This window comes from Rothia sp. P6271, from assembly GCF_048512995.1.
In the GTDB taxonomy this organism is placed as follows: Bacteria; Actinomycetota; Actinomycetes; order Actinomycetales; family Micrococcaceae; genus Rothia.
Genome location: NZ_JBLXXV010000009.1, coordinates 1 through 26,198, shown reverse-complemented (window position 1 = coordinate 26,198; position 26,198 = coordinate 1). Strand labels below are relative to the sequence as shown.

The 26,198-nt window shown below is 46.4% G+C and carries 24 protein-coding genes and 1 pseudogene; 14 read left to right on the top strand and 11 right to left on the bottom strand.

All coding sequences use genetic code 11. The features are described from left to right. Window positions 1-218: 218 nt before the first annotated feature. From ACN08X_RS07090 to ACN08X_RS07045, 10 genes are all read left to right on the top strand, one after another. Complete coding sequence (locus ACN08X_RS07090; RefSeq protein WP_419108331.1) at window positions 219-995, top strand: hypothetical protein; 777 nt, start codon at window positions 219-221, stop codon at window positions 993-995. A gap of 5 nt (window positions 996-1,000) precedes the next feature. Next, window positions 1,001-4,090, top strand: a complete 3,090-nt coding sequence (locus ACN08X_RS07085; protein ID WP_419108330.1) for a fibrinogen-like YCDxxxxGGGW domain-containing protein — start codon at window positions 1,001-1,003, stop codon at window positions 4,088-4,090. Between the two features lie 335 nt (window positions 4,091-4,425). Next, window positions 4,426-5,175 carry a CDP-alcohol phosphatidyltransferase family protein gene (locus tag ACN08X_RS07080; RefSeq protein ID WP_419108329.1) on the top strand — a complete coding sequence of 250 codons (750 nt, stop codon included), beginning with the start codon at window positions 4,426-4,428 and terminating at the stop codon, window positions 5,173-5,175. 13 nt (window positions 5,176-5,188) lie between these two features. Then, a complete protein-coding gene (locus ACN08X_RS07075; RefSeq protein ID WP_419108328.1) occupies window positions 5,189-6,109 on the top strand; it encodes a glycosyltransferase family 2 protein in 921 nt (306 codons plus the stop codon). Between the two features lie 3 nt (window positions 6,110-6,112). Then, the gene (locus tag ACN08X_RS07070) at window positions 6,113-7,411 is read left to right on the top strand and encodes an O-antigen ligase family protein (protein ID WP_419108327.1); all 1,299 of its coding nucleotides are present in this window, start codon (window positions 6,113-6,115) and stop codon (window positions 7,409-7,411) included. A 2-nt stretch (window positions 7,412-7,413) separates the two neighbouring features. Then, complete coding sequence (locus ACN08X_RS07065; protein ID WP_419106394.1) at window positions 7,414-8,922, top strand: lipopolysaccharide biosynthesis protein; 1,509 nt, start codon at window positions 7,414-7,416, stop codon at window positions 8,920-8,922. A gap of 6 nt (window positions 8,923-8,928) precedes the next feature. Further along, window positions 8,929-10,158: a Wzz/FepE/Etk N-terminal domain-containing protein gene (locus ACN08X_RS07060; RefSeq protein WP_419108326.1), complete on the top strand. Its 1,230-nt coding sequence runs from the start codon at window positions 8,929-8,931 to the stop codon at window positions 10,156-10,158. A gap of 28 nt (window positions 10,159-10,186) precedes the next feature. Further along, a complete protein-coding gene (pssD, locus tag ACN08X_RS07055; RefSeq protein WP_419102093.1) occupies window positions 10,187-10,636 on the top strand; it encodes a PssD/Cps14F family polysaccharide biosynthesis glycosyltransferase in 450 nt (149 codons plus the stop codon). A gap of 66 nt (window positions 10,637-10,702) precedes the next feature. Beyond that, on the top strand, window positions 10,703-11,365 hold the full coding sequence (locus ACN08X_RS07050; RefSeq protein ID WP_419108325.1) for a glycosyltransferase: 663 nt from the start codon (window positions 10,703-10,705) through the stop codon (window positions 11,363-11,365). A gap of 157 nt (window positions 11,366-11,522) precedes the next feature. Then, complete coding sequence (locus tag ACN08X_RS07045) at window positions 11,523-12,020, top strand: DUF2505 domain-containing protein (protein WP_419106390.1); 498 nt, start codon at window positions 11,523-11,525, stop codon at window positions 12,018-12,020. A gap of 105 nt (window positions 12,021-12,125) precedes the next feature. Here ACN08X_RS07045 and ACN08X_RS07040 read toward each other — a convergent pair whose 3' ends face one another. The 7 genes from ACN08X_RS07040 to rfbB form a co-directional block, all read right to left on the bottom strand. Further along, entirely contained in the window at window positions 12,126-12,557 is a 432-nt protein-coding gene (locus ACN08X_RS07040) for an adenylyltransferase/cytidyltransferase family protein (protein ID WP_419102090.1), read from the bottom strand. A 197-nt stretch (window positions 12,558-12,754) separates the two neighbouring features. Next, a complete protein-coding gene (sufU, locus tag ACN08X_RS07035; RefSeq protein ID WP_419108324.1) occupies window positions 12,755-13,207 on the bottom strand; it encodes a Fe-S cluster assembly sulfur transfer protein SufU in 453 nt (150 codons plus the stop codon). A gap of 25 nt (window positions 13,208-13,232) precedes the next feature. After that, window positions 13,233-14,534 carry a cysteine desulfurase gene (locus ACN08X_RS07030; protein ID WP_419108323.1) on the bottom strand — a complete coding sequence of 434 codons (1,302 nt, stop codon included), beginning with the start codon at window positions 14,532-14,534 and terminating at the stop codon, window positions 13,233-13,235. A gap of 172 nt (window positions 14,535-14,706) precedes the next feature. Next, on the bottom strand, window positions 14,707-15,300 hold the full coding sequence (gene pth, locus ACN08X_RS07025) for an aminoacyl-tRNA hydrolase (RefSeq protein WP_419106388.1): 594 nt from the start codon (window positions 15,298-15,300) through the stop codon (window positions 14,707-14,709). A 125-nt stretch (window positions 15,301-15,425) separates the two neighbouring features. After that, window positions 15,426-16,034 (bottom strand): 50S ribosomal protein L25/general stress protein Ctc, encoded by a 609-nt coding sequence (locus ACN08X_RS07020; RefSeq protein WP_419102086.1) that lies wholly within the window; start codon window positions 16,032-16,034, stop codon window positions 15,426-15,428. A gap of 250 nt (window positions 16,035-16,284) precedes the next feature. Further along, window positions 16,285-17,709 carry a dTDP-4-dehydrorhamnose reductase gene (gene rfbD, locus ACN08X_RS07015; RefSeq protein ID WP_419108322.1) on the bottom strand — a complete coding sequence of 475 codons (1,425 nt, stop codon included), beginning with the start codon at window positions 17,707-17,709 and terminating at the stop codon, window positions 16,285-16,287. A 3-nt stretch (window positions 17,710-17,712) separates the two neighbouring features. Beyond that, window positions 17,713-18,711: a dTDP-glucose 4,6-dehydratase gene (gene rfbB, locus ACN08X_RS07010; RefSeq protein ID WP_419102084.1), complete on the bottom strand. Its 999-nt coding sequence runs from the start codon at window positions 18,709-18,711 to the stop codon at window positions 17,713-17,715. Window positions 18,712-18,794: 83 nt separating this feature from the next. On the opposite strand from rfbB, the gene rfbA reads away from it, so the two are divergent. The 4 genes from rfbA to ACN08X_RS06990 all read left to right on the top strand — a co-directional run bounded on the left by rfbA (window position 18,795) and on the right by ACN08X_RS06990 (window position 22,533). Continuing rightward, a complete protein-coding gene (rfbA, locus tag ACN08X_RS07005; RefSeq protein WP_419108321.1) occupies window positions 18,795-19,655 on the top strand; it encodes a glucose-1-phosphate thymidylyltransferase RfbA in 861 nt (286 codons plus the stop codon). A gap of 168 nt (window positions 19,656-19,823) precedes the next feature. Next, complete coding sequence (locus ACN08X_RS07000; RefSeq protein WP_419108320.1) at window positions 19,824-21,233, top strand: polysaccharide biosynthesis tyrosine autokinase; 1,410 nt, start codon at window positions 19,824-19,826, stop codon at window positions 21,231-21,233. A 140-nt stretch (window positions 21,234-21,373) separates the two neighbouring features. After that, complete coding sequence (locus tag ACN08X_RS06995) at window positions 21,374-22,237, top strand: nucleotidyltransferase family protein (protein WP_419108319.1); 864 nt, start codon at window positions 21,374-21,376, stop codon at window positions 22,235-22,237. Continuing rightward, window positions 22,234-22,533, top strand: coding sequence for a PqqD family protein (locus ACN08X_RS06990; RefSeq protein WP_419108318.1), 300 nt, complete (start codon window positions 22,234-22,236; stop codon window positions 22,531-22,533). Before ACN08X_RS06995 ends, ACN08X_RS06990 begins: the two co-directional genes overlap by 4 nt. Window positions 22,534-22,626: 93 nt before the next feature. Here ACN08X_RS06990 and ACN08X_RS06985 read toward each other — a convergent pair whose 3' ends face one another. The 4 genes and pseudogenes from ACN08X_RS06985 to ACN08X_RS06970 form a co-directional block, all read right to left on the bottom strand. Continuing rightward, a complete protein-coding gene (locus ACN08X_RS06985; RefSeq protein ID WP_419108317.1) occupies window positions 22,627-23,781 on the bottom strand; it encodes a glycosyltransferase in 1,155 nt (384 codons plus the stop codon). Window positions 23,782-23,786: 5 nt separating this feature from the next. Next, window positions 23,787-24,725 (bottom strand): glycosyltransferase family 2 protein, encoded by a 939-nt coding sequence (locus ACN08X_RS06980; RefSeq protein WP_419102078.1) that lies wholly within the window; start codon window positions 24,723-24,725, stop codon window positions 23,787-23,789. A gap of 61 nt (window positions 24,726-24,786) precedes the next feature. Beyond that, window positions 24,787-25,830 (bottom strand): glycosyltransferase family 4 protein, encoded by a 1,044-nt coding sequence (locus ACN08X_RS06975; RefSeq protein ID WP_419108316.1) that lies wholly within the window; start codon window positions 25,828-25,830, stop codon window positions 24,787-24,789. Continuing rightward, window positions 25,827-26,198, bottom strand: a pseudogene (locus tag ACN08X_RS06970) (hypothetical protein); the annotation flags it as partial. The gene ACN08X_RS06975 and the pseudogene ACN08X_RS06970, both read right to left, overlap by 4 nt.

The following is a 26,198-nucleotide window of genomic DNA, read 5'->3' as shown; positions in this document are numbered from 1 at the left end:
GGTACATTTATGGGTACAAAATAATTCCAATTTTTCCCGAGTTCACTCTATAGAATAAAAAAAGTTTGCAGACCCCTCAGCAAACACTCGCATCACTCGCAAAAAAACCACGCCACTTAGTGCACGCACTAAGAAAACCTATGCTGTCTACCCTTTTAGAGGCTTTAATGCATCGAGCACATAAAACACCTCTGCCTAGACTAATATCTAAGCAGCTTATGGGAGCGTCACTCGTTCCCCTCCTTCTACTCACCGGATGCTCTAGTGAACAGCCAGACTCAAAAAGCGAGTCATCATCACAAAAGCAACACGAGACGTCAACAGATAGCTCTGCTGCTGCATCCACATCTCAGAATCCCACAACTCCAGCTCACCAAGACGCCTCAGCACGTTCAACACAACAGCCGGCGAGTACAGAGCAAAAACATAAGGAGCCTGAGCAAAAGCTAGAAGAAAACTATGCTGGAGCAGAGTCACTTCAGAACTCTAAAGAAGTGCAACCTTCAGAAGAACACGTTGCCGAGACAGAAAAGCTCTACACCTCCTACCAAAACGTGCTCTCAAACATTGGGACAGTCGCACCAACTGAACCAGCAGAAGAAGATTCTGCACGAAGCGGAGAAGACAGCGCACCAGCAACAACAGTAACTCTCGACCAAGCCACTGAAGAGAAAATTACCTCTGTTGCAACAGGAAGCGCCGCTGAAAGCTTTATTGCCGCAGCCGAAGAGTTCGCAAATAATCAATGGACTCAAGAAGGCACAGCAAAGGTCGTCGGCACTCCCAAAATAGCTGACGGTACATACAACGACCAGCCAGCAAAAATACTTCAGGTATGCCTTGACTCCTCACAAGTTAAGGTCAAAAACGCTGCAGGTGACGTCATTAACAACACCTCAGCACCTGAACGATCACTCAACATTTTCACTTTGATACAAGATAACGGTCAGTGGAAAATCGCATCTCACGATTTCCCTAACAACCCAGATTGCTAAAGGCTATGAAGAAGAAAACACTATCCCAAGCACTTTTAGCTTCTGTCGCAACCGTAGCTCTTGGGCTATCGTTCTTACCTACCACCTCGGCACAGGCGGAGAACACTAAAGATGGCTCATCCAGCGACAAGGCAGCAGCATCGTGCTACGAAATCAAACAAAATAACTCCCGTTCACGTTCCGGAACATACTGGCTTTATACCCCAGAGATGGATGCTCCAGAGCAGTTCTACTGCGACCAAGAAACCAATGGTGGCGGATGGGTCCTCATCGGACGAGGACGTGAAGGCTGGACAGAACAATACGCTGGACAAGGAGACCCCCAACAGCTAGCGACAAACCCTGACGGCACTGACGCATTCTCCCCCGTTCAGCTTCCCTCACTCACCATTGACGCACTCCTTAACGGACAGGCACCTAGCGACCTCTCAGATGGCGTACGATTCCGTCGTAGCACCAACGCTGAAGGAACCAAATGGCAGGAGCTTACTGCTCAACGAGCTCAAGCTAAAAACTGGACTTGGGCACTCCAAGCAACCGCAAACTGGGAAAATATCAAGTTTGATAACCCATCTTGGACCGATTGGAACCGGTTCTACTATCACTCTCTAGGACGTATCGGAACTTTTAACACCCGATACAATGTCCTTCGTTTCAGCACCTCTAAAGACTTCAACTGGAAACTCGGATTCCAGTTTGGTCCTCGCGTGTATGGAAACACCAGCCCTAACTCCTACCTATGGTCACCCAATGGGTCCTACGCAGTACCATTCACTCAGGTTTATCTCCGCCCGAAGCTCACCCAAGCTGATTTGAACCTTCCATCTATTCCTGATACTGGTGCAGCAGCTTCTGAGAAGAGAGAGCTACCTAATAGCTACTCCTCTGCCATGAAGTGGCGCACTTCAGAAGCAACTGGTACCGGTAATGACTCCGAGATGAACACTTATGTTCAGGCCATCACACAGGTCGGTGACACTGTATTCACTGGTGGCGACTTCAAAAATGTTGTCAGTGCGCGTGGCGAGACAGTCAACCAGCCCTTCATCGCCGGTTACAACGTTAAAACTGCTGAACTAGTACGTTCCTTCGTACCTAAGCTCAACGGTCAGGTTAAAGCTCTTGAGGCTTTACCTAACGGCACCTTAGCTGTTGGCGGAGAGTTCACTGAAGTAAACGGAGAAAAAGTTGACGGTTTTGTCATTCTCAACCCCGTTACTGGCAAAATTGATCGCACCTACGACTGGCATATTCAAAACCGCCTGTCCTCCGGCGTAACCACCGTCAAAACTATTCAAGCAAAGAATGGTTACCTCTACATCGGCGGTATCTTTACCCATGTTAAGGGCTCTGGTTCTTCTGCTTATGCTTATTCTCGTAGTGCTGCACGATTTAACTTGACGACAGGTTCTGTTGACTGGAAATGGCGCCCCAATTTTAACGGCACCGTTAACGGTATTAGCGCTGCTGACGATAACTCTGCAGTCTACGCAGCAGGTTACTTCTCAACCCTCGGTTCAGAACGTACCTGGAAACTTGCAGCTATTGATTACGTCAACGGTACCCGTAAACAAGATTGGAACTGGCGTCTGTCCTACACTAAAGGAAGCCGTAAAAATGCAGGTTTCCAATTCGATGTGCAGGACGCCGATGACTCAGTATGGGCCGGTGGCGCAGAACATCTTGTTTCACAATACAACAAGAGCGATTTATCGCGTCGCACTGCTGCTATCACTAAATCTGGTGGTGATTTCCAAGACCTTTACAAGAGTGGCAACGTCATCTATGCATCATGCCACTGTGGAGACTGGATTTATGAAGGCGCACAGACTCATGACAGCCCATGGGATGAGTCAAAGAACATCCACATGCAGCGTCTTGTTAACGCTTTTGACGCAAACACAGGAGCTGTCCTTCCTGAATTCAACCCCATCATTAGCGGTGCTAGCGGATACGGCATCTGGGAATCTTTCGTAGACTCCACAGGCGTTCTGTGGGTCGGAGGTGACATCAACCGAAGCGCAGGTGCTTCCGGCGTTCAGCAAACTGTTGGTTTCGCTCGCTACGCACCCCGTGACGTAACTCCTCCAGCAACCCCAGCAAACCTCTCTGTTACCACCCGCAACGGTCAGGATATCCTCACCTGGGATAGCAAGACTAACGGCAAAACCACGTACCAGATTCTTCGCGATGACCGAGTGATCGCAACTGTTGGTCTCGGCGTTACTACCTACGAAGTAGAACATGCTGATAACGCTCGCTACTTCGTGCGTTCTGTTGACGCAGCTGGAAACTATTCAGCCTCAACCCCAGTTGCACTTGCAGGACTCGGCAATGGCGCGGTTGACCCTGAGAAGCCAGAGCCTGTAGACCCTGAGAAGCCAGAGCCAGTTGACCCTGAGAAGCCAGAGCCTGTAGACCCTGAGAAGCCAGAGCCTGTAGACCCTGAGAAGCCAGAGCCAGTTGACCCTGAGAAGCCAGAGCCAGTTGACCCTGAGAAGCCAGAGCCAGTTGACCCTGAGAAGCCAGAGCCAGTTGACCCTGAGAAGCCAGAGCCTGTAGACCCTGTTGCTCCTGTGACAGATAAGGTTCTTATCAACCGTGGCGAACGCTGGAACGTTCTTCTTGACCCTGTCTGGGCAAATGACTCATGGCATGATATCGACACTGACGTTACCGGATGGTACAACGCTACAGCGCCGATGGGTTGGAACAGTGCTCAGCTCAGAACTGAACTCAACTCAAATATCTTCAAACAGCCAACCTCCATGTACACCCGCAAAGAAATTCAGATTGAGAACCCCTCGGATTACGTCTCCTTGGAACTCAATATGCGCTTGGATGACGGAGCTATCGTGTACGTCAACGGTAAAGAGGTTAAACGTTACAATATGCCTTCTGGTTACGTTGACGCTTTGACCCGAGCTACTGCAGCTCCTGCTGACTGGGCTGCAATCAATAACCCAGTCATTATTCAGATTCCTGCATCTGACCTTCTTGAAGGTAAGAATGTTATTGCTGTAGAAACTCACGGCTTTACCAATTGGTGGGCACGAGTCTCCTTCGACCTCTCAGCAACTTTGCGTGTAGGTTAATCGTGGCTCTCTGTTGAGCTTAGCTCTCAACTCATGCGAACTGGGGTGTGTTCTTTGAACATTCAAAGAACACACCCCAGTTTTCTCAGCTTTAATACACCTCACAACAAGACCAAATATTTCGTGATAATTCATCACCTAAATGATGTTTTCTCGGTACACATTGCCCCACAAACGTTGTTTTAGCTTGGTTTTTCACAGTATTCTCAAGATTTTGAGGATACTATCTAGTGTCACCGAATACTTCTGCTCTAGCAGATGTAGCCGAACTTTTCTCCGCATACACCACGCATTCCGAACAACGGTTTGCACTGACTTGATGGGCGTTTTTCGTTTTGACTACTCAACACACAGCATCTTCTCCACAAGGTTTCCGTGAGACTCTTGCAGCGTTAGAATCTGCCCAAAAACCTGGTCACGGAGTCCCCGCTTATACTCGTTGGGTCAACCGCCGCCTTGCACGATATTTTGCAGCTGCAGCTGTCAAATATGGAATCAGCCCCAACCAAGTCACCGCAATTAGCGCTTTCTGGTCCTTCACAGGAATAATCCTCATAATTTTCGCTCCCCCCACCTTCGGAACGGCGTTAAGCATCAGTATCCTTTTCGCTCTCGGATACGCCCTCGATTCGGCAGACGGACAAGTTGCACGAGTCACCGGAGCATCCTCCCCCGCCGGAGAATGGCTAGATCATGTTGTTGATTCCATCCGAGTACCAGCTGTTCACCTTGCCGTTCTTATTTCATTCATCCGCTGGCAAGATGACTGGCCGGTACAGGGCTGGTCTTTGTGGTGGATTCCTATCGCGTTTACGCTACAGACTGTTGGGCATTTTATGAGCCAAATCCTTGCCGAGCAGCTACGTAACAACCGTAAAACAGCAGCACCTCCTGCCGGTGGCGCACTCAGGTCGTTCATTAACTTACATATGGATGCAGGCACACTCTGCTGGATTTTCATCTTCTGGGGTTGGGCGCCAGCATTTATCGCTGTTTACGCACTCCTTTTCTGCGCCAACCTTGCCACTACCGCGCTTTCTATGAAACGTAAATTCCAGTCTCTCAACACACCAGCTGAAGTATAGAAGAGGTCTGAGCATGTCATTTCCAACTATCTCTGCAGTTATCGCAACTATCGGTTCACGTCCTGAGCTTCTTCGCACCGCAGTACGTTCTATTATGGAGCAAGATTATCCAGGAGATATCGAAGTCATCGTCGTCTTTGACCATGTAGAAATCGACACGCTCAGCGATATTCAGGTTCCTCAAAACCGAACCCTCAAGACCATTCCGAACGAACGTCCACAAGGATTAGCTGGCGGTCGTAACAGCGGAATCTTAGCTGCCTCTGGAGAACTCATTGGGTTCTGCGATGATGATGATTACTGGTATAAGAACAAAATATCCCGTCAAGTTCAACTATGGGCAGAGCACCCTCAAGCTATTGCTATATCTAGTGGCATCACTATTCGTACCGCTGGTGAAGATGTACAACGATTAGCTCCGCAACGAGCAACATTTACAGATTTCTTGCAATCGCGTATCACGGAAATTCATCCCTCAGCCATGCTCTACCGTAAAGAAGACCTTAACGGCGGAAAAATCGGCCTTGTCGATGAACAGCTTCCTAGCGCCTACGGCGAAGACTACGATTTATTGTTGAGAGCCACCCAACATGCCGATATTTTAAGCGTGCAAGACCCTCTTATTCTTGTCTTATGGGACAGGCCTTCATTCTTTGCCGGAAAATGGCAATCTATGGTAGACGGTCTCACCTATCTTCTACAAAAATTCCCTGAATTTGAACAACAGCCTCGAGGACTTGCACGCATTAGTGGTCAGGTAGCTTTTGCGTATGCTGCGTTAGGAAATTCTCAACAGGCACGGCGCTGGGCAAAAGCGACACTTTCACGTGACATCACCCAGCTTCGAGCATGGGCCGCATACATCGTTTCCACCGGTCTAGTGAAACCACAAGTTCTTCTAGACCTTGTCCAAAAAACTGGTCGGGGGCTATAAAGCATGGCTCTAACGCTTCTTAAAACTCGTGGGGGTACACGTTTCGAACATCAACCAGATCCCTATTCCACTCAAAGTGTCGCTCCTCTTCCGGCATGGCCTCTTTATACACTTCTTTACGGTTTCCCCGTCATTTGGGCGATTGGTCTTTGGCAATTTCTTCCGACCGTTCTTGCCCTCATCATGGTTGCGTACATACTGATTCGTGGCAACATTCTGGTCTATAAAACTCAATGGCTTTGGTTCGCTCTTACTATCTGGTGTGTTGTTTGTACAGTTTCTCTTCACGGCGGTAGCGATATCCTCGCGTGGGGTCTAAGATTCGTCAACATTTTTAACGTTGGCGTCTACGGCGTTTACTTCTTCAATGCCCGCGAAAAAATATCGGCTCAGGGTATGCTCGGCGGTCTAGTAACAGTATGGTACACCGTTGTTATTTTGGGTTGGTTTGCACTATTCTTTCCAGACTTCCGACTCATCACGCCCATGAGTTATCTTATGCCAGGTTCTCTTTTAAATAATCCCCTTGTGCGTGATTATGTGCAACCACCATTGGCAGAAGTACAGCTTCCTTGGGGTGCCCCAGAACCCTATATTCGCCCGTCAGCGCCATTCCCTTACGCAAATAGTTGGGGTCTAGCTTTTACCTTCTTAACTCCCGTTGTTTTAGCAGTAATCACGGCGGCAACCAAGAAGCGTACAAAAATTATTTTGAGCTTATCCGTTGCGGCAGGTCTTTTCCCTGCTATCGCCACCAGTAACCGTGGCATGTTCATTGGCTTAGCATTATGCGTCAGCTATGTTATTTTCCGCCATGTCCTTGAAGGGAATCTCAAAGTTGCCTTCTACGGGTTGGTTGCAGCCATCATCGCTCTTATTGCGTTAGTTGCTTCAGGAACATTAGCTCAGATTCTAGGACGTCAAGAGTATTCCGATTCAACCGGTGGCCGTGCAGCTCTTTATAAGGCAACGTGGGAGGCTGTTTTAGACTCCCCTCTCGTTGGTTACGGCACATCACGAATGAACGTCACCATTGGTGTTTCAATGGGAACCCAAGGCTACCTGTGGGCTCTCATGTTCTGTTTCGGTTTGGTCGGGTTATTCCTCTTCATGGCCTTTATGCTCTATTCCATCGCAAGCACATGGGGTGTTAGCTCCACTACGGGTATTTGGATTCATTCTGTTCCCGTATGCGCGATCTGTGTTTTTATCTTCTACAGCTTTGACATCATGCAAATGACAGCAATGATGCTCTGCCTTGCTCTGATTATGCGTTCTATTGTGCATGAGGAGGGTCTATAGTTATGGCTTCTCTTGCAAAAAGTGGAGCAATCTCCTCTGTTTTTGTGATGTACGGGGCTGGAGCTGCATTTGTTGCAACTCTTATTGTTTCGAATACGTTAGGCACCTCTGGTGCTGGAGATTTTTTCCAGGTCATGGCGCTTTTTGCGATTGGAACATCGCTATCAGTGTTTGGCTCCGATACGGGTCTAGTCCGCACTGTTTCAGCACAAAAAGCGACAGGCCGATATTCAGCGATTAAGTCTCTTATTCGTTTTGCAGCTATCCCTTCGATAGGAATTTGTCTCAGCATTAGCTCTCTAACGATTGGCTATGCGTGGCTGATGCCTGGGCTTTCTGGGTCTTACCGAATGATGCTCAGCGTTACCGCAGCTTTTCTGCTCTGCGCAACCTTTATGACGATCTGTTTTGGGGTGTTACGAGGCCTAGGCAAGGTAGTTCTTTTCACCGCCTTACAGAATGTTCTACTTCCAACACTACGCATTATTGCGGTCTTCCTTGTTGTGACGGTAGCAGGTAATGCACTTGCGTTGGCGTTCTCTTGGGTTATTCCTGTGGTCATTGTTGCTGTGGTTGCATTCTTTGCAGTGCGAGGTTCGCTACCTACAGAAGAAGATTCACTTGTTGAGAATCCTCTACCAGCAGAAACCTCTCGTTCTTTCTGGAGTTTTAGCTCCGCCCGTGGAGTTTCTGCTGTTGTTGAGTCCGTCCTTGAATGGATTGACGTTCTATGTGTAGCAGCTTTTGTTGGGGTTGGTGCTTCTGGTATTTATGGTGCGGTTAATCGTATGGTGCGTGTTGGCGTCATGGTCGAACACACTGGTCGTATTGTGACAGGGCCTTCTATTAGCGCGGCTTTAGCCGTCAACGATTACCCACGTGCACAAGAAATTTTTCTTGGGAATACCCGCGCGCTGATCGCTTTAAGCTGGCCTTTTTACCTCACCTTGGCATTCTTTGGCCCTCTCTTATTAGAAATTTTTGGTCACGGTTTTTCCTCTGGCGCTGGTGTCCTCTGGGTTATTTGCCCAGCAATGATGGTGGCTATCGCGGCAGGAGGAGTTCAGTCTGTCCTTTTGATGAGTGGGAAGAGCCGCTGGCAACTTTATAATAAGCTTTCCTCGCTTGCGGTGTCGCTTCTGCTCAACTTCACTCTTGTTCCGATGTGGGGCTTATACGGTGCGGTCGTTGCATGGTCGGCAGCCATTTTAGTTGATACTTTTCTTGCTTCGTATGAAGTCTTTTTCCTCGTTGGTATTCGCAGTTCTTTGTCACAGCTTTTACCGGTGATGGGCATTGCCGGAGGTATTCCCACGGTCATCGCTCTCATAGTAGTCCTTTGGATGGGAGTTACGTGGTGGGCTCTATTGCTGTATCTCGGTGTAGCGATAGCGCTCTACTGCGCAGCTATTTTAGTGTTCAAGAAATCTATGGGATTAGAAAAACTTTTTAACAAACGTCCGCAACAAACTCGTGTTGGCAAACACTTTGCCACTCAGAAAGAGGTTTAGAAACTCATGGCTAGAAATACTTCTCGTCGAACAGTTGTCGATTCACCCCGAGCTAACGCCCGCACAATCCGTACAGTCTCATTATCAGCACAGCTGAAAAAGATGGTACGTCATCCGATGGTTATCGGTGTAACGGTTCTCGTATGTGTCTTTATTGCAGGAGTATATGCGCTCGTTGCAACACCCAAATATGAGGCTTCGGCAACGGTCTTAGTTAATCCTCTATCCACGAATCCCAGCTCTTCAAGTCACAGTAATGTTTCTATCAATACAGAAGCTTCAGTTGCGAGCTCTCGTGAAGTAGCAGAGGCCGCTGCAAAGTCTTTAAGCTCTTCACACGACGATTTAGTCTCTGAGCTACGTCAATCTATTGAAGTTTCTGCGCACTCTGGCACATCTATTTTTGATGTCAAAGCAACAGCTTCTTCTGCACAAGATGCAGCAGAATATGCAAATGCTATCGCACAGGCATATCTTGCAGTACGCTCTGATGCGTTACAAGATTCTGTTAACACGGTTGCTGCCGGAATTGAAAAACAAATCGATGCTCTTGGCAAAAATGGTAATGATGCCGCACGCGCTGCTTTAGAAGAGCGTCTAGCGCAAGTACGCATTACTGACACTAACGCTGGTCGTATTATTACTTCAGCAAAAGTTCCTCAGGAACCTACGAATCTAGGGTTCATCAAATGCATCTTTGTTGGCGTCATCTCCGGTCTTCTATTAGGTGCCATCATTGCATGGGTGCTAGATTCTCGTGCACGCACGGTGAACTATCGTGACCGTGCAGAAGATATTTTGGGAGAAGAAGTCTTCATAATTCGCGATACCCAAGATATCGAAGATACTCGCCGTGCATTCCGTTCTATCGGTGTCATCAACGGTAACTTCCATAAAGCTCATATTGCTGGTGCAGTTCTATACTCCTCGGTTCCACGTGCCTCTGACGATTTTGCCGCAACATTACGTCAAGCTTATGCGGATAAAGGACTAACGTTCGTTGACTCCCCTGCTTCTGTTCTTTCACAGAAGAAGCTATCCCCTTCAGATACTCCGAATATCTTAGTCACAGATCGTGGAACAGAACTTTCAGAAGTACTTTCTGCAGCAGATGTGCTGGGTGCTTGTGTTGTAGTACTTACTCCTGAGACTTCAGTGAACGATTTGGAAGAGTTCGTTAACGTTGCTGAACACATCGCAGATGCACATTTCTTATATGTCTTCTTGACCTCCTAATTTTTCCGTCCATTTGTAAGGATTGACCATGAAAGTACTACTTGTAGCGAGCGCTGGAGGGCATCTAGCACAGCTGATTGCTCTGGATAAGTTCTGGAAAGAGCATGAACGTACTTGGGCAACTTTTGAGTTGCCTGAGGTCAAAGCTGCTCTTGAGGGAGAAACGATTGATTGGGTGTATTTTCCAACGACTCGTAATATCCCTAACGCTATTCGTAATCTAAAAGTTGCGTGGAAAACTTTGCGACGGGAAAAACCTGATGTGGTAATTAGTACGGGTGCTGCAGTGTCAGTATCGTTTTTTGCGGTTGCAAAACTTCTGAAAATACGCACTGTTTTTATTGAAGCGTATGACCGTATTACTATGCCAACGATGAGTGCGCGTTTATGTTATCCCATGAGCGATTTATTTGTAGTCCAGTGGGAAGAACAGCAGAAGGCTTTTCCAGAGTCGGTTAATATCGGGGCAATTATGTAGATGTGATGCCCGTTAGCAATATGTTTTCACCATTTTTATTTATTCCGTTTGTGAAAAGAGAGATACATGAGCGATTCTCAGAACATGGGTACTGTCTCACCTCAACAGCCCGATTCTGTTGTTGAGGTATCGGCTGAGTTAAATAATCAGCCGTTAAGCTATGACATCGTGGTGTCTTTAGGTACGGATTATCACAAGTTTGACCGGCTTATTGAGTGGATTGAGTCGTATCTTCTTAGCCACCCAACGGTTACTTGTCTATGTCAGCATGGGTTTACCGAGGGCACCGAGCATGCGACTAAGAACGTTGATAGGATGCCTCGCTCCGAGCTGTTAAAGATTTATGAGGCAGCTAAAGTGGTTATCGTTCAGGGAGGCCCTGGGTCTATTCTTGATGCGCGTGAGGTTGGCGTTATTCCTATTGCGGTACCACGCCTTGCGGAGTTTGATGAGGTGGTCGATAATCATCAGGTTCAGTTCTCACAGGTCATGGAAGATAATGGGGAGGCTTTTATTGCTACAGACGCAGGCGATCTTGCGCAGAAGATTGATGATGCGTTAACTCACCCTCAGAAGTATCTTGGGTCCCGTCGTGTCCCTGGTGCGGATAAGGCCTCAGAGAACCTTTCTGCAGAGTTAGGTTCGTTGAGTCAGGGACAAGCTTCCCATGATATCCGTAAATTTGTTCGCCGTTGGAGACAGGTACTCCGCGGTATTATCCAGCCCTAGCGTATGAGGGCATCATCATTCTTTTTATAGCGAAAACTGGTGAACGTAACCGTGCTGGGAGGAACTTTTCGGTTAGTTTTATAGTAAGAGTTTTTATGATGCTACGGTCGTTATAAGAATATCTTTTTTCAATTCGCTCTTTTGGGAAGGACAGCTCATGGCAATTCAAGAAACAACTACGGTTAATGCCCCTATCGACCGAGTGATTGAGGCGTATGCTTCTGAAGATTTTGCACGTTTTGTGTGTGAAAAAATGGGTATTGGTTTTGAAGGCCTCGAAGTTTCGGGCGATACCTCAGGCGCATTTTCTGCAGTGAGCAAACGTTCTGTTGCGGCTGACCGTGTTCCTGATATTGCTCAGAAGTTCGTTTCTAAGGGACTTCAGATGACGCAGTCTGATACTGTTTCTGCTCCCAGTGCAGACGGTAGCCGTACGATTAGTTCTGATATTAAAGTTTCGGGTATGCCTGTTTCTGCACGTGCAACACAGAAGCTCACGGCCTCAGCAGATAAGACCGTTATTGAGGTATCGGGTCAAGTATCTTGTTCAATTCCTCTTGTGGGGAAGAAAATTGCTGCTGCAGCGGAGCCTTATGTGGGTAAGGTTCTTTCCAAGCTTGGTTCTCTTGTCGAGCAGTGGGTTGCTCAAAACTAAGGTATCTCTGAGTGATTTTATAATTCAGTATTAAATATTGTGGGGGCTAAGAACCTAGGTTCTTAGCCCCCACAGTATTTAAAACGTCTTTTCTGTGTTGAGCAGTTAGTTACGTGGTTCTGCTTCCATCAGTTTGTCGAGAACTTGGCGGAGTTTTGTTGATGAGGTATGAGCAGTGTAGGGGAAGTACACAACGTCAACGCCGACTTGAGCGAAGCGTTGTTCTAGGTCAATACCACGTGGAGTGCCTTTCCAGTCATCGCCTTTGAAGAACGTGTTATATCGTACGTCTTTCCAAGTCTCTAGTTTGTCTTCAAGGACTTCGGCATGAACGCGGTCGACAAAATCGATATGAGAGACAATTTCCATACGTTCGGCTAAAGGTATGACGGGCTTCCGGCCTTTAGTAATTTCTAGAATTTCATCTGATACAACTCCTGCGATCAAGTAATCACAGTGTTTTTTAGCTTCTCTGAGGATGTTTAAATGTCCTACATGGAAAAGATCAAATGCGCCAGCAGCATACCCGATGTTCATAAATCCCCTAATACTCTTGTCATGGATGTTTTGACTTTTCAAGAGTACGTCAGGCACGCAAAGAAACGCCTATTATTCTTAGGCATAGTTTTAGGGACAACAGCCCACAAAACTAATCTTTTATGCGTTGGCTAGCCAAAACTGTGCGGTTAGGGTAGCTGCCTTATACCGAATTCAAAAGGAGCTTCTTATATTGTCTACGATTGAGCTTCTTTTGCCGCTTCTTCAGCAGCAACCCACGAAAGCATCGCGCATTTAACACGTGCTACAAAACGAGAAACACCGGCAAAAGCTGCGGCGTCCCCTAAGATTTCTTCATCTGGTTCGATGGTTCCACGAGAACGTAGTAGTTGACGGAATTGTTCCACCATCTCGTTAAACTCTTCAAGGCTCAGCCCTTGAGTCATCTCAGATAGCACCGAAGCTGAAGCCATAGAAATAGAGCAACCATCACCTTCCCAAGAGATGTTCTCAATACGCTGTTTATCCTCGCTTAGACGAACACGTAAGTTAATCTCGTCCCCACAGGTAGGGTTATATTGATGGTTATCGGCGCTAGGGTGACCGTGGGTTTCGGTAAGCCCCTCCCCTAAACGTTGTTTAGAGTGGTCAAGAATAATTTGCTGGTATAGAGAATCTAATGAACTCATAAAGTTGTCTTTCTACGCGAAAATTTTAGTACCCAAAGTAGCTACGAACCTGCGCAAGCTCTTCAAGAAAAATATCAATGTCTTCAGTTGTATTGTAAAGATAACTTGATGCGCGAGTAGAAGCGGTAAGGCCTAAAGCACGATGTAGCGGTTGAGCGCAATGATGGCCAACTCGTACCGCGATACCTTGCATATCAAGTAGCTGTCCAACATCGTGGGGGTGTACTCCTTCCACATGAAAAGCAACTAGCCCTGCACGTGGCTGCCCAGGTTCTGGGCCTAAAGCACGTACACCGTCAAGATGATGTATTCCGTTGATGAGCCGTTGCCCTAGTTCATGCTCCCATGCATGAATTTGATCCATCCCAATATTTTGAAGGTAACGCACAGCCTCAGCTAGAGCAATAGCTTGAGAAATTTTTTGAGTGCCTGCTTCAAATTTAGTAGGGGCCTCCATAAACTCAGCTTCGGTCATCGTGACTTTTGTAATCATCGAACCGCCGGTCAAGAAAGGAGGCATCGCAGCAAGAAGTTCTGCTTTTGTATAAAGAACTCCAATGCCAGTGGGGGCGAGCATCTTATGCCCAGAAAATGCCGCAAAATCAACATCCAGTTCGTGAAAGTTTACTGGCATATGCGGAACAGATTGACAAGCATCAAGAACAACGAAAGCGCCCACCTGACGTGCTAAAGACACCAAAGTTTCTACCGGATTAATGCACCCAAGAACGTTAGAAACATGCGTAAAAGACAGCACTTTTGTTTTGTCTGTGATGAGACGTTCGGCTTCTTCTAGGTTGAGCGTTCCGTCTGTGTTAAGCGGTATCCAACGTAGCGTTGCCCCTGTCTTTTGGGCAAGTATCTGCCATGGAATTAAGTTTGCGTGGTGTTCTTGTTCGGTAAGAACAATTTCATCGCCTTCAGACAGTGCAAAAGGTTGTGAAGCGGGGGCACCGATACCAGCTGAAGCATTCGCAAAAGAATATGTGATGAGGTTTAACGCCTCTGTAGCATTCGCTGTCCATACTATTTCGTTCTCTTGTGCACCAACAAAACTTGCAACAACCGTACGCGCCTGTTCAAAAAGTTCTGTCGATTCCACCGCAAGAGTATGTGCCCCACGGTGAACAGCAGAATTTGCCTGCTGGTAAAAAGATTGTTCACTCTGTATCACCTGATAAGGGTTCTGGCTTGTAGCGCCAGAGTCCAAATACACAAGCCTTTTCCCATTAACCTCGGTGTTGAGAAGAGGAAAGTCCTCGCGTAACTGTTGCACTGTCTGATTGTTCAAAACAGTTCCTGAAGCTAAGGCGTAAGGGTGCGTCACGAGTTTTCTCCTCTAGGGGTCTGCTGGCAGATAGTCGATATAGCGATGATGCTCCGTGTAGCACATCATAACACCATGTTTTGATAGCGTGTTCTTCAGTGACAAAATGATGCTCAACGTACAGTCAGAAACCGCACCTTATCACCGTGTAAAAACTGCGTATACAGTAATTTTAGGAAGATGCCGGTACAGTATGAAACTTCTGCTGTGCAGCAACAAGACCGTCTGATAACAGCATATGTACCGCCTGCGCTGACTGATCAATAAGAAACGGCAAGGATTGCACTTCACTTGAACTAAAAGGTTTAAGAACAAAATCCGAGACACTCATCCGCCCAGGAGGACGCCCGATACCGGTACGTACACGGTAATAATCTTTAGTACCTAACACTTTGGTAATATCTCGTAATCCGTTATGCCCACCTTCGCCACCACCGCGTTTGAGCTTTATGGTGTCAAACGGAATATCTAGTTCATCGTGAACCACCACAATATTTTCTGCAGATACCCCATAAAATTGTGAAAGCTGACCTACAGGCCCACCAGAAACGTTCATATACGTCAAAGGTTTAGCAAGAATAGCACGTGGACCACCAATACCTAGCCGTCCTTCAAGAACCATTGCCCGCGCTTTACTATGGCGTTTGAAATTTCCGCCTACACTCTGAGCAAGCTCATCAAGGACCATCTGCCCGATATTATGACGGGTACGTTCGTATTCTGCTCCAGGGTTGCCTAGTCCAACAACCAGCCATACGTCACTCATAATTTTCCTCTAATTTATTATTTCGCGAATCTTCGCCAACAGATCAGTCATAAACAACGACGACCCGCACACCATCATAGTATGCGGGTCGTCGTCACCTTCATCAGTTCAGAAGGTGAAAAAGATTATTCTGCGTCTTCAGCAGGTGCTTCTTCGGCAGCTTCTTCTGCAGTCTCAGGCTCAGGAACGTCGAGTTCTTCAGGCTCAGAAACGTTAACAACAAGCAATTCAGCATCTGCAACGAGAGTTACATCAGCAGGAAGCTTGATATCGCCGGCAAGAACGTGGTTTCCTGCTTCACGGCCTTCAATATCAACGATGATAGCGTCAGGAGACTTCAAAGCGTCTGCCTCAACCAAAAGAACAGTTTCTTCGAGGTTAGCAACAGCGCCCTGTGCAACTTCGCCTTCAACCTGTACAGGAACCTCGATTTCGACGCGCTCGCCGCGCTTAACGATGAGAAGGTCCATGTGCTGAAGTTCAGGACGAATGGGGTGACGCTGGATGTCTTTAATCATGGCAAGAACTTCTTCGCCTTCAATGTCAAGGGCAAGAATAGCGTTTGCTTGACGTGCAGCAAGAGTAGTTGCGTGACCAGGAAGAACAACGTGCTTGGGATCTTCACCGTGACCGTAGATTACACCAGGGATGTCGCCTGCCATACGGATACGACGTGCGTATCCTTTGCCGAAGCCTTCGCGAAGAGTTGCGGAAATTTTGATGGTATCTGACATAAGAGATACTCCTTTCAACTGGATTTATTGCGCCATACAGTGTACTGACGCCAGAATATGATTCCAGTTCAGCCACCGTCGGGTTCGGACCTACCTGCATAATATTCTGCAGATATTCCACCGCCTTGGCTTTTAGGTGATGATGCTTCTTATATCTAAGAGACAACCGTTCAATTATGCCTGATTAATAGTATTCAGGCAAGGGGAGGTTTGGGGTATCTGAAGTCACAAATACCCCAAACGTCTGTTTTTAGTCCTGTAAACCGTCAAGATACTTTGTGAGCGCTTCTTGATGGTCGCGAGGAGTAAACCCAGTAGCAATGATTTTTGACAGGTCCATTGCAGAGTTCATAGGACGTGGTGAGTAGTTCTCAGCTTCTGCAAAGTATTCTGCAGTGGTTGTTTCACTCACGCGTTGAGGATCATGTCCACATGCTTCATACACATTTTGAGCTAGTTGCGCCCAGCTGATAACTTCGCCGGTGTTCGACACATGATAAGTACCGTAAGGCGCTTTTGTCTCGAGTAGATGTAATAATGCTCCAGCAAGGTCTTCGGTAAAAGTTGGTCTACCATACTGGTCTGCAACAACGGCAGGGTCTATTCCACGTTCTGCAAGTGAACGCATGGTGAGCACAAAGTTTTTACCTTCACCGATGACCCAACTTGTTCGCACCAAATAATGTGCTTTAAGAGCGTTAACTGCGCATTCTCCAGCAGCTTTGGATTGTCCATATACACCCAACGGCGCTACTGGCGCATCTTCAGAGTATTCTTCGGGACGTTCTAAACTGCCATCGAAAACGTAGTCAGTTGAGACGTGCACCAACGGAATGTTTGCTTCACGAGCAATCTGAGCTAGTGCGCTCACTCCAGTCGCGTTAACAGCCCATGCATCAGTACGGCCTTGACCGACCTGTGCGTTATCAACAGCAGTGTAGGCTGAAGCATTAATGATGGCTCGCAACGAACGCCAACGATATGCTGCTTCCCATTGTGCTGGGGCAGACATATCTATTTCTTCACGAGTTGCTGCGATATACGGGATATGACGTTCGGTAAGCTGTCGCACAAGCTCTTTACCAAGCTGTCCTTGTGCTCCAACCACAAGAATAGGAGCTTCTTGGACAGGCTCTACAGCGTCTAAGCGTGGATGATTTTTGTCTTTATCGGAAAGTTCTGCCTGTTCGAGAGGAATAGGCCAATTGATAGCAACAGCTTCATCGGCGAGGTTCAAGAAAGAGTATTCATCTTGAGCTTGAGCAGACCAGTGGTCGTTGACTACGTAGGTGTAGGCGGTGTTGTCTTCGAGTGTTTGGAAAGAGTTTCCGACACCACGAGGAACAAACACCGCTTTATCGGGTCCAAGTTCAACGGTTACGACTTTTCCGAAAGATTCTCCAGCCCGTAAATCTACCCATGCACCAAAGATTTTTCCGGTAGCTACTGAAACAAACTTATCCCATGGCTCAGCGTGAATACCGCGGGTTGTTCCGATACTTGCGTTAAAGGAGATGTTGTTTTGTACGGGACCGAAATCAGGTAGTCCAAGTGCCACCATTTTTTCGCGCTGCCAGTTTTCTTTAAACCAGCCTCGATTATCTCCGTGAACAGGAAGATCAATAATAAGTAACCCTGGAATGTCGGTGGCATGCACGGCAAGATCATGAGTCATCTTTTATTGACCTGCTTTCGCGTATTTTGCTTCAACTTCAGCTTTGAGAGGTTCCCACCAGTCTCGGTTTTCTTCATACCAACGGATAGTGTCGGCAAGTCCTGATTCAAAATCTGTGAAGCGAGGTTCCCAGCCAAGTTCTTCACGCAAACGAGTGCCGTCGATAGCGTAACGTAAATCGTGTCCTGGACGGTCGACCACATGTTCGAATGCATCTTCTGCTTTACCCATCAGACGCAAAATAGTGCGTAGTACGGTGATGTTATTTTCTTCGCCGTTGGCTCCAATGAGATAGGTTTCCCCAATTTTTCCCTTGTTGAGGATAGTGAGCACGGCAGAGGAATGGTCTGAGGCATGAATCCAGTCGCGCACGTTCAGACCTTCTCCGTAGAGCTTTGGTTTGATTCCGGAGAGAATGTTGGTGATTTGTCGCGGAATGAATTTTTCGATGTGCTGATAGGGACCGTAGTTATTGGAGCAGTTAGAGATAGTTGCTTCAATACCGAAGGATCGAACCCACGCGCGTACCAATAAGTCAGATCCTGCTTTTGTTGAAGAATATGGAGAAGAAGGGTTATAGGGGGTACGTTCTGTAAATTTTTGAGGGTCATCAAGCTCGAGGTCACCGAACACTTCGTCAGTAGAAATATGGTGGTAACGGGTCTTGTGCTCACGTACCGCTTCAAGAAGAGTATATGTACCAATGAGGTTGGTATGAATGAATGGTGAGGGATCATTCAACGAGTTATCGTTGTGTGATTCTGCCGCATAATGAACGACAGCATCTGCCTGTTGTACGAGTGGATCTACCACGTCACGGTCTGCGATATCACCTTTGACAAGTTCAAAACGTGAAGAGTCTAGACCTGCCAAAGATTTTTCATTAGCCGCGTAGCTCATAATATCGAGCACAGTTACGTGGTGGTTAGTGTTCTCTAAAAGGTGGTGTACGAAATTTGAACCGATAAAGCCGGCTCCGCCGGTGACAAGAATTTTTCCCATAGTTACATGGTACGGGAAGTATTATTTATAGCGTTTACACAAATAACAAATATTTCATTGATTTTCATGACACAATAAATCCTATGAAGGGAATTATTTTAGCGGGGGGAACCGGTAGTCGACTCCACCCCATCACACTCGGCATCAGTAAGCAGCTCACTCCTGTTTACGACAAACCAATGATTTATTATCCGCTCTCAACTTTAATGTTGGCGGGTATTCAAGATATCCTCATTATTACAACACCAGAAGATAGTGAACAATTCCAGCGTCTACTTGGGGACGGATCGCAGTTTGGAGTTTCATTCACCTATAAAGTGCAGCCCTCCCCCGATGGTCTAGCTCAGGCATTCCTCCTAGGAGAAGAGCACATCGGCAACGATAGTGTGGCACTGGTACTCGGCGACAATATCTTCTACGGGCCGGGTCTAGGCAATCAGCTCCGTAAATATAGCAATATCGAAGGAGCCGCGGTATTTGGTTACCGTGTTGCAGACCCTAGAGCATATGGTGTCGTCGAATTTGACAATGATTTCAAAGCACTCTCGATTGAAGAGAAACCAGAGCATCCAAAGAGCGATTACGCAATTCCGGGATTATATTTTTACGATAATCACGTTGTTGAATACGCTAAAGGCATTAAGCCCTCTGCCCGTGGAGAATTAGAAATTACTGATTTGAACAGGGTCTACCTTGAACAAGGAAAACTCCAAGTAGAAGTACTTCCTCGAGGAACGGCTTGGCTAGATACCGGAACATTCGACTCTTTGGCAGATGCGACAAGCTTTATTCGCACTGTTCAGGCACGTCAAGGTCTATCCATCGGCTGCCCTGAAGAAATTGCTTGGCGTATGGGATACCTCGATAATGAGCAGTTAGCTCGACGAGCTCAGCCCTTAGTAAAGAGTGGATACGGGCAGTACCTTCTTAATCTTCTGAAATAGTTTTCAAAGTACTTACGTCATCACACTTTTGTCCGCCTCGTGAAAGCAATTACTTTTGAGAGTTTTCTATCACTCACTCGGGTAGATAAAGTGACCAGTGTTAGAATGACGGAGACTTATAACTATCTTTATCACCACAATCATTCCGCCTTTTGAAGGTTTTACAACATGACAATTCTTGATTTTGCGCGTCTACTCCGGGTCAATTTAAAACTCTTGGTTATTGGCGCACTCATCGGAGCCCTCTTAGGGCTGGGGTATTCACTCCTCCAACCTAAAATCTATGCTTCTTCTGCCACCGGTTATGTAACCGTCGGCCAGTCTGAAGGTATCGGCGATGTAATTTCCGGTAGTTCAGCAGCAAAAGATAAGGCACGTTCTTATCTAGCATTGGTATCTTCTGGACCTGTTGCAAAGCAGATTCTTGCAGAAAACCCTGACCTAAAGCTCTCTGAAGGTCAGATTCGTGGAAGCTTACAAGCTTCTCTCGAAGGCGACTCTGCTCTTATCCGAGTTCGCGCAACAGCAACCAGCCCTGAAAGTGCCCAAGCATTAGCAAACTCTTCTCTAGAAGCAACAGCAAAAGTAGTCAATGAGTTAGAGGGGTCAACCACCGTACGCGTTGTCCCTCTTGACGATGCGACACTTCCTGGTGCTCCCATCAGCCCCGACACCAAAAAGAATGTCGGTATTGCGGCGCTAGTTGGTTTGGTTATTGTTTTTGCCCTTATTTTCCTACGCCGTGCTCTAGACGTTAAAGTTCGTACTCGTAATGACGTCATTAAAGCCACTGACTCCGGCGTACTAGGCATGCTCCCAGAAACGGAGAGTCTTTCTGAAGATCAGGTTACAACGAACAAAGACGACCACGCTTCTCAAGAAGCAATCCGTCAGCTACGTACGAACCTCCGATTCGTTAACGTTGATAAACCACCACGTTCTATTATTGTGACTTCTTCTGAACCGGGTGAAGGTAAATCCACCGTAGCTACTTCTCTGGCTCGTTCTTTGGCTGAGTCGGGTGAGCCAACCATCCTCATCGATGCTGACTTGCGTCGTCCAACCATCGCAAAGAAGTTTAAACTCGATTCTAAAGTCGGTTTGAGTCAGGTTCTTGCCGGCCAGATTAATCTGACGGAAGCCACCCGCCCGTATCATGGTAGCCCCAACCTTCATGTCTTACCGGCAGGACATACTCCTCCTAATCCTTCTGAACTTCTTGGGTCAGATAAAATGAGCAAACTCATTGAAGATCTTACGAAAGAGTTTAAGGTCATCGTTGACGTTCCTCCACTTCTTCCCGTTACCGATGCTTCTCTCTTAGCCCCATCAGTAGATGGTGTGCTTCTTGTTGCAACGGTTGGAAAAACCCGTAAAGAACATCTTGAAGAGTCCTCTAAGATGCTTAAAAAAGTGGGAGCTAACCTCTTAGGTGCGGTTATTAACCGTACCCCGCTCAGCGGTCTAGGTAATTCTTACTATGGCTTTGGCTACGCCGGAACCTATGGCGGATATACTTCCTACTACGGTTCTGATAAAGAGAAAACCAAAAAGTCAAAAACCAAACGTAAAAAATAGCGCAGAGCTATAAGGGGTGGTGTGGTACATCGTAGATACCACACCACCCCTTCGTTTTTAAGGTAAGAACTTTCTACCCCACCTAGCAAGAGTTTTAGGGATACAATAGTGTCAATGCATAGATTTAGGGGATATCAATTTTGAGCAATGACTTTCAGAGTAATAGTTCGACGATAGAGCAACAGGTTTCTTTACCTGTGCGTATTCGCTTATCTCATGCTTATTTTCAGCGTCTAGCTGATCTCAACGGTATCGACATCCTACATATTAAAGGTTATGCTTTCGAACGAGAAGCTTACCGCCCAGGTAGAACGAGCACTGACGTTGATGTGTTGGTGCGACCTGCGCATGTAGAACGTTTTATCTATATTTTGAATCAGGCGGGATGGAAGACCCTAGCTCATTTTGAAACAGGTTCCATTTTCGAGCATGCACAAACTCTTTATCACCCATCGTGGGGGTTAACAGATATTCACCGTTATTTCCCAGGCCTTGGATATGAGAACCCTACACGAGCTTTTGACCAGTTATGGGAAAGGCGTCGTGTGAAAGAGATAGCGCATTACCCATGCGTTGTCCCCTCTCTGACTGATATGCAGCTTATTGTTGTTCTACATGGTGCACGAGCTTCTGCAAAAGTTAAACCTGATATAACGTTCTTAGATTCCTCTCTTGACGCTTCCGGTTGGGATAGGTTACGTGCTCGAGCAGAAGAAGTAGATTCTTTATTGGCTTTTGACACAGCGCTAGGGCATATTGAAGCGCATAAAAATAACCGTCACTACCTCTTATGGAAGTCTGTTTCTGAGGACTCGACACCAGCCATTCAGTGGACTGCTCGTCTACGACGCGCTCGAACGTTCGGCGATAAGTGGAGGGTTATTAAATCCATCGTTGCAGTTAACGAAGATCATCTAGCGATGACCTTAGGTAGAAAACCAACCCGTCAAGAACTTCGAGAAAAATTCTTTGAACGATTTACAGCTATCAGGAGAAAACGATGAGCACCCCACGATATACTCATTCTCCTTCTTGCGCTTTTGTTCTTAACCATGAGGTTGAAACACATCAAGAGTTCTATGCAGTCTATCTTGCTGATTTACGAACTTCAGAAATTATGATTCTTGAAGGCTCTAGCGCGGCAATCTGGGTACTTTTAGAAGACCCCATGACCTTAGAAGAATTAAGCAACGAAATCAGTGACATCTACCAAGTATCTGTTGAAGACGTTAAAGATGAAGTGGCGTCTTTCATCCACTCTTTCGCAGCTAAAGGGTATCTCGCAGAGAAAAACTCATAAAAAGATAGAGGGGTGTGTACGAGATATTCTCCCGTACACACCCCTCTTATTTTTTATCTTAGGATGCTATCTCAGCGTCTGACCCATCTGTTTTTAGAGAGAGTCTAACTTTTGACAAAGTTGTCGAACAAATTGTTCCTCAGAAAATTTCTGAACATACTTACGAATCTGCCAAGCATCCCATTGTTCAGGGTTGAAAGTATCTACAGCGTGATAGATATTTTCTTGGGTTGGTTTCTCAATAAAGGTTCCGTTCAAGTTCTCTTGAATAGTGTCTAGATAGCCGCCCGCTCGTAAGGCGATCGTTGGTTTTCCATAAGAGCCAGCCTCTAATGGTGTCAGCCCAAAATCCTCGTAAGAGACCGCTAATAAAGCATGGCAATGAGCATAGGCTCCACTTAACTGCGCGTCCGAAACATTGTGAGCAAACCGGATATTATCTTTAGCTATTTTTTTCAGGTCCTGAGCCATAGGACCAGAACCGATAATAAGAAGTTTCTGACCTAATCGGTTAAATGCTTGCACGACATCTGCCACGTTCTTATACGGCAGAAGACGAGAAACCACGAGAAAATAATCGCCGTTAGCCATAAATTCTTCTAAACCAGAGATAGGTTCGGTTACGTCTGTTGAGCTCGTAGAATACGGTGGGAAGATAATTTCAGAATCCTTCCCGTACACATCAAAAATGCGCTGGCGAATTACTGTCGAGTTCCCGACATAAGGGCCCGCTTTCTGTGCAGCACGTTGATCCCAACGGATTAATGCAGGGCGAAGAACTTTCAATGCGGCACCAATTAATGGGTGAGTAGAATTCCCTAAATATTCATCGCTTAGGTATAGCCACCGTGCTGGTGAGTGGCAGTAGATGAGTGATGCACCAGAAAAGTTAAAGCCATGCGCCCACCCTGTGCTGGAGACAAGAGTCTTCTGCGCTGGTACGCGGAGAAAAGAACTTGCGATAGGCAAAACGGGTAAGGCCAGACGATGGTTCCGACGAAATACCCCTATTCTATTCAGGGGAGAGACAACAACCTTAGCATTTTTAAATTCTGGGTACGTATTCTCAGGATCATATAACGTGGTATAGATTGTCGCTTCCGGAAAAGCTTTATGCATAGCAAGCACAACGCGTTCTGCCCCACCACGCTGTGTGAGGTAGTCATGAGCAATAGCGAACTCTTCTGTTATGGGTGCGGTGCGAGAGAATTTGCGAAGGAAGTTCTTGAGCTGGGGGAAAAGAACCATGGAGTTTAGAAGACCTTTCGGGCGCGTTGAGGATATGTAATTCCGGCATATCCAGCAGACTCTACAACAAGTGAAATAAGTTTTTCTGAGACTTTACGAGGAAGCCTATCAGCAACAGAATCAATAGCTGATCCAAAGATATTAATGGTTTTCTCAGTGGTTAGAGCGGCAACAGCTTTGACAGCAGTTCCCCACAAACCATGGAGTTTAATGTCCCCTAAAACTTCATCACCATGTTTATCAATAAAGATTGCCCGTGCAGCGCCAGAGTGTAAAGCTCTGGTTGCTCGTCCTGCAGTTGTTGTTGCCGCGATATAGTGACGAGATTCTAGCTCTGGCGCAAGAATAATGGTTGCTCCAGCTTGGTGGAGCATATACCCCATATCGACATCTTCCCAGCCGTAGAGCCGGTATCGCTCATCATATCCACCAACTTTTTCATACATACGACGAGTCAATGACGCATTCGCGTTCCAGAAGTTCCAACGTCTTTCAGGAGAAACTCTATAGGCGTCTTCCCTAAATTTTACGTCACGGTGGTATCCATAAGCTCGCGCATAAGCATTATCAGGATACACATTGTGAACTAAACCAATCACTCCGGTCTCGCCATCACCTTGGTGTAGACGAATATGTTCTGCAATATAGTTTTCGCCCGGTTCGAGGTCGTCATCACAGCGAATGAGAATTTCTGCATCAGCCGCCTGATGCCCTGCATTAAGAGCTTTAGAACGACCACGGTTCTCAGGAAAAACAATAGCTTCGATATTGAGGATGCCGCGCTGTTGGTAGGCCTTTACGACGCTCTCGGATCCGTCAATATCACCATCGCAGACAACAATGACTTGAAAATCTTTTTCTGTCTGCTGTTCTAGAGCATCTAAAGGATAATGAAGTTTAGACGCTCCTCCCCTCGTGGGGATAATAACTGCTGCTTTATACATTTAAAGGTGCTCTCTCATGAGTGAATTACGTACTCTTCTGACGCAAAGAGTCTAAAGGTTGTTAACAATATCTTTTGAGGAGTTCTTCCACACGGGCTTTTCCTGCTTCTGGAGAAAAGTATTCAAACCAACGCCAGTAGAGGTTTTCTACCGTATGTTGTAATTCTTCTGGACTTTGCAATAGCTCCTTACCCATACGACGAATCATCCTTGCCAAATCTGAAGCACAAGATTTTGAGTATACCCAAGGATAACCTTCACCAAGTATTTCAGGCAGTGCCCCCGCGTCAGAGATGATAAGGGGAACCTTAGCACTCATCGTTTCAGCCGCGACAAGGCCAAAAACCTCGTTACAGGTTGAAGGAACAACCAATATATCGATATTCTTCATCAAAGTTGATGGTTCAACCCATCCAAGAAGTTCGAGGTTCTGTCCTAATGCTGATAATGCATACTGTATTTTTTCCTGACTTCGTTTGTCGACAAAGTGAGGTTCACCAGCAAGTACTAATGAATAGTTTTCTTCAGGGAATTCTTGATTCAATTCTTGTATGGCATAAGCGAGGACATCTGTTCCTTTAATTTCAGATGGGCGACCAAGAAAACCTATTTTAATGTTTCTCGGTGAGCATGTTCTTCGTTCTAAAGGCATAGGTACTTCGTTAACCCAGTTATAGAACGTCTCGGTTCTAGATATCTGGTCACTTACAAAATTACTGGGGACTAGCGTAACTAGAGCTTTTCTTCGAGCAATGGGGACAAGATATTTCAGTTTTCCTTCGGGGAATTGGTGCAAGTGAACGATACGGTTGGGATGCCCTGCAGTAGCGAACGAGGGCACTAACCCGTTACACCACAATAAGCCTTCACGATGCTTTTTATCCCATGCACGAAGCTGAGCAATATAGTGTTTGCGTGTCGTTGCCGGTAATACGATGGTGTCAAATCCCTCATCTTGTGTAGCTTCGACCAGTGCAGATGGTTCGGCAGGTCCGACAACGGTGACGTGGTGGCCCAAGCTTCGAGCAACGCGGGCAATATTCAGGAGCATGACTTCTCCCCCGCCGATATCGCCATTATTTGTGGCAATCGTTAGTTTTTTCATGCGTTTTTCCTCTGAGCTCCAAATTTTTCTAAAAGATAGTTTTTTACACGTCCACTAATTGTTGTCTCAACAAAACGATATAAGAATGATACCCATAGTACTACGATAGCAAAAACAACTATTCGGTTAATCCATCCTGCCCCAAGATAAGGCGTTAACAAATATATAAGTATAAATCCCATAACATTATGATTTAGATATGCAGAATAAGATATCTTTCCCATGAAGTATATCGGACCTCTATCGAGGAAAGGACATGTCTGAAAATGCACGACAGTAAAAAATATAACGGTTACTATAAAGACTGAAACCCCATACGTTATATTATGTTGAATATACGCATTATAAGCAGCAATAAACATCAATAA

Bases quoted from the DNA above. Each gene is read 5' to 3' on its own strand.
- ACN08X_RS07085 (WP_419108330.1), top strand. From the start codon at position 1,001: ATGAAGAAGAAAACACTATCCCAAGCACTTTTAGCTTCTGTCGCAACC.
- rfbA (WP_419108321.1), top strand. From the start codon at position 18,795: ATGAAGGGAATTATTTTAGCGGGGGGAACCGGTAGTCGACTCCACCCC.
- pth (WP_419106388.1), bottom strand. From the start codon at position 15,300: ATGAGTGACGTATGGCTGGTTGTTGGACTAGGCAACCCTGGAGCAGAA.
- ACN08X_RS06975 (WP_419108316.1), bottom strand. From the start codon at position 25,830: ATGAAAAAACTAACGATTGCCACAAATAATGGCGATATCGGCGGGGGA.
- ACN08X_RS07075 (WP_419108328.1), top strand. From the start codon at position 5,189: ATGTCATTTCCAACTATCTCTGCAGTTATCGCAACTATCGGTTCACGT.
- ACN08X_RS07020 (WP_419102086.1), bottom strand. From the start codon at position 16,034: ATGTCAGATACCATCAAAATTTCCGCAACTCTTCGCGAAGGCTTCGGC.
- ACN08X_RS07065 (WP_419106394.1), top strand. From the start codon at position 7,414: ATGGCTTCTCTTGCAAAAAGTGGAGCAATCTCCTCTGTTTTTGTGATG.
- pssD (WP_419102093.1), top strand. From the start codon at position 10,187: ATGAAAGTACTACTTGTAGCGAGCGCTGGAGGGCATCTAGCACAGCTG.
- ACN08X_RS07045 (WP_419106390.1), top strand. From the start codon at position 11,523: ATGGCAATTCAAGAAACAACTACGGTTAATGCCCCTATCGACCGAGTG.
- sufU (WP_419108324.1), bottom strand. From the start codon at position 13,207: ATGAGTTCATTAGATTCTCTATACCAGCAAATTATTCTTGACCACTCT.
- ACN08X_RS06980 (WP_419102078.1), bottom strand. From the start codon at position 24,725: ATGTATAAAGCAGCAGTTATTATCCCCACGAGGGGAGGAGCGTCTAAA.
- ACN08X_RS07000 (WP_419108320.1), top strand. From the start codon at position 19,824: ATGACAATTCTTGATTTTGCGCGTCTACTCCGGGTCAATTTAAAACTC.
- rfbD (WP_419108322.1), bottom strand. From the start codon at position 17,709: ATGACTCATGATCTTGCCGTGCATGCCACCGACATTCCAGGGTTACTT.
- ACN08X_RS06985 (WP_419108317.1), bottom strand. From the start codon at position 23,781: ATGGTTCTTTTCCCCCAGCTCAAGAACTTCCTTCGCAAATTCTCTCGC.
- ACN08X_RS06990 (WP_419108318.1), top strand. From the start codon at position 22,234: ATGAGCACCCCACGATATACTCATTCTCCTTCTTGCGCTTTTGTTCTT.
- rfbB (WP_419102084.1), bottom strand. From the start codon at position 18,711: ATGGGAAAAATTCTTGTCACCGGCGGAGCCGGCTTTATCGGTTCAAAT.
- ACN08X_RS07050 (WP_419108325.1), top strand. From the start codon at position 10,703: ATGAGCGATTCTCAGAACATGGGTACTGTCTCACCTCAACAGCCCGAT.
- ACN08X_RS07090 (WP_419108331.1), top strand. From the start codon at position 219: ATGGGAGCGTCACTCGTTCCCCTCCTTCTACTCACCGGATGCTCTAGT.
- ACN08X_RS07040 (WP_419102090.1), bottom strand. From the start codon at position 12,557: ATGAACATCGGGTATGCTGCTGGCGCATTTGATCTTTTCCATGTAGGA.
- ACN08X_RS07060 (WP_419108326.1), top strand. From the start codon at position 8,929: ATGGCTAGAAATACTTCTCGTCGAACAGTTGTCGATTCACCCCGAGCT.
- ACN08X_RS07070 (WP_419108327.1), top strand. From the start codon at position 6,113: ATGGCTCTAACGCTTCTTAAAACTCGTGGGGGTACACGTTTCGAACAT.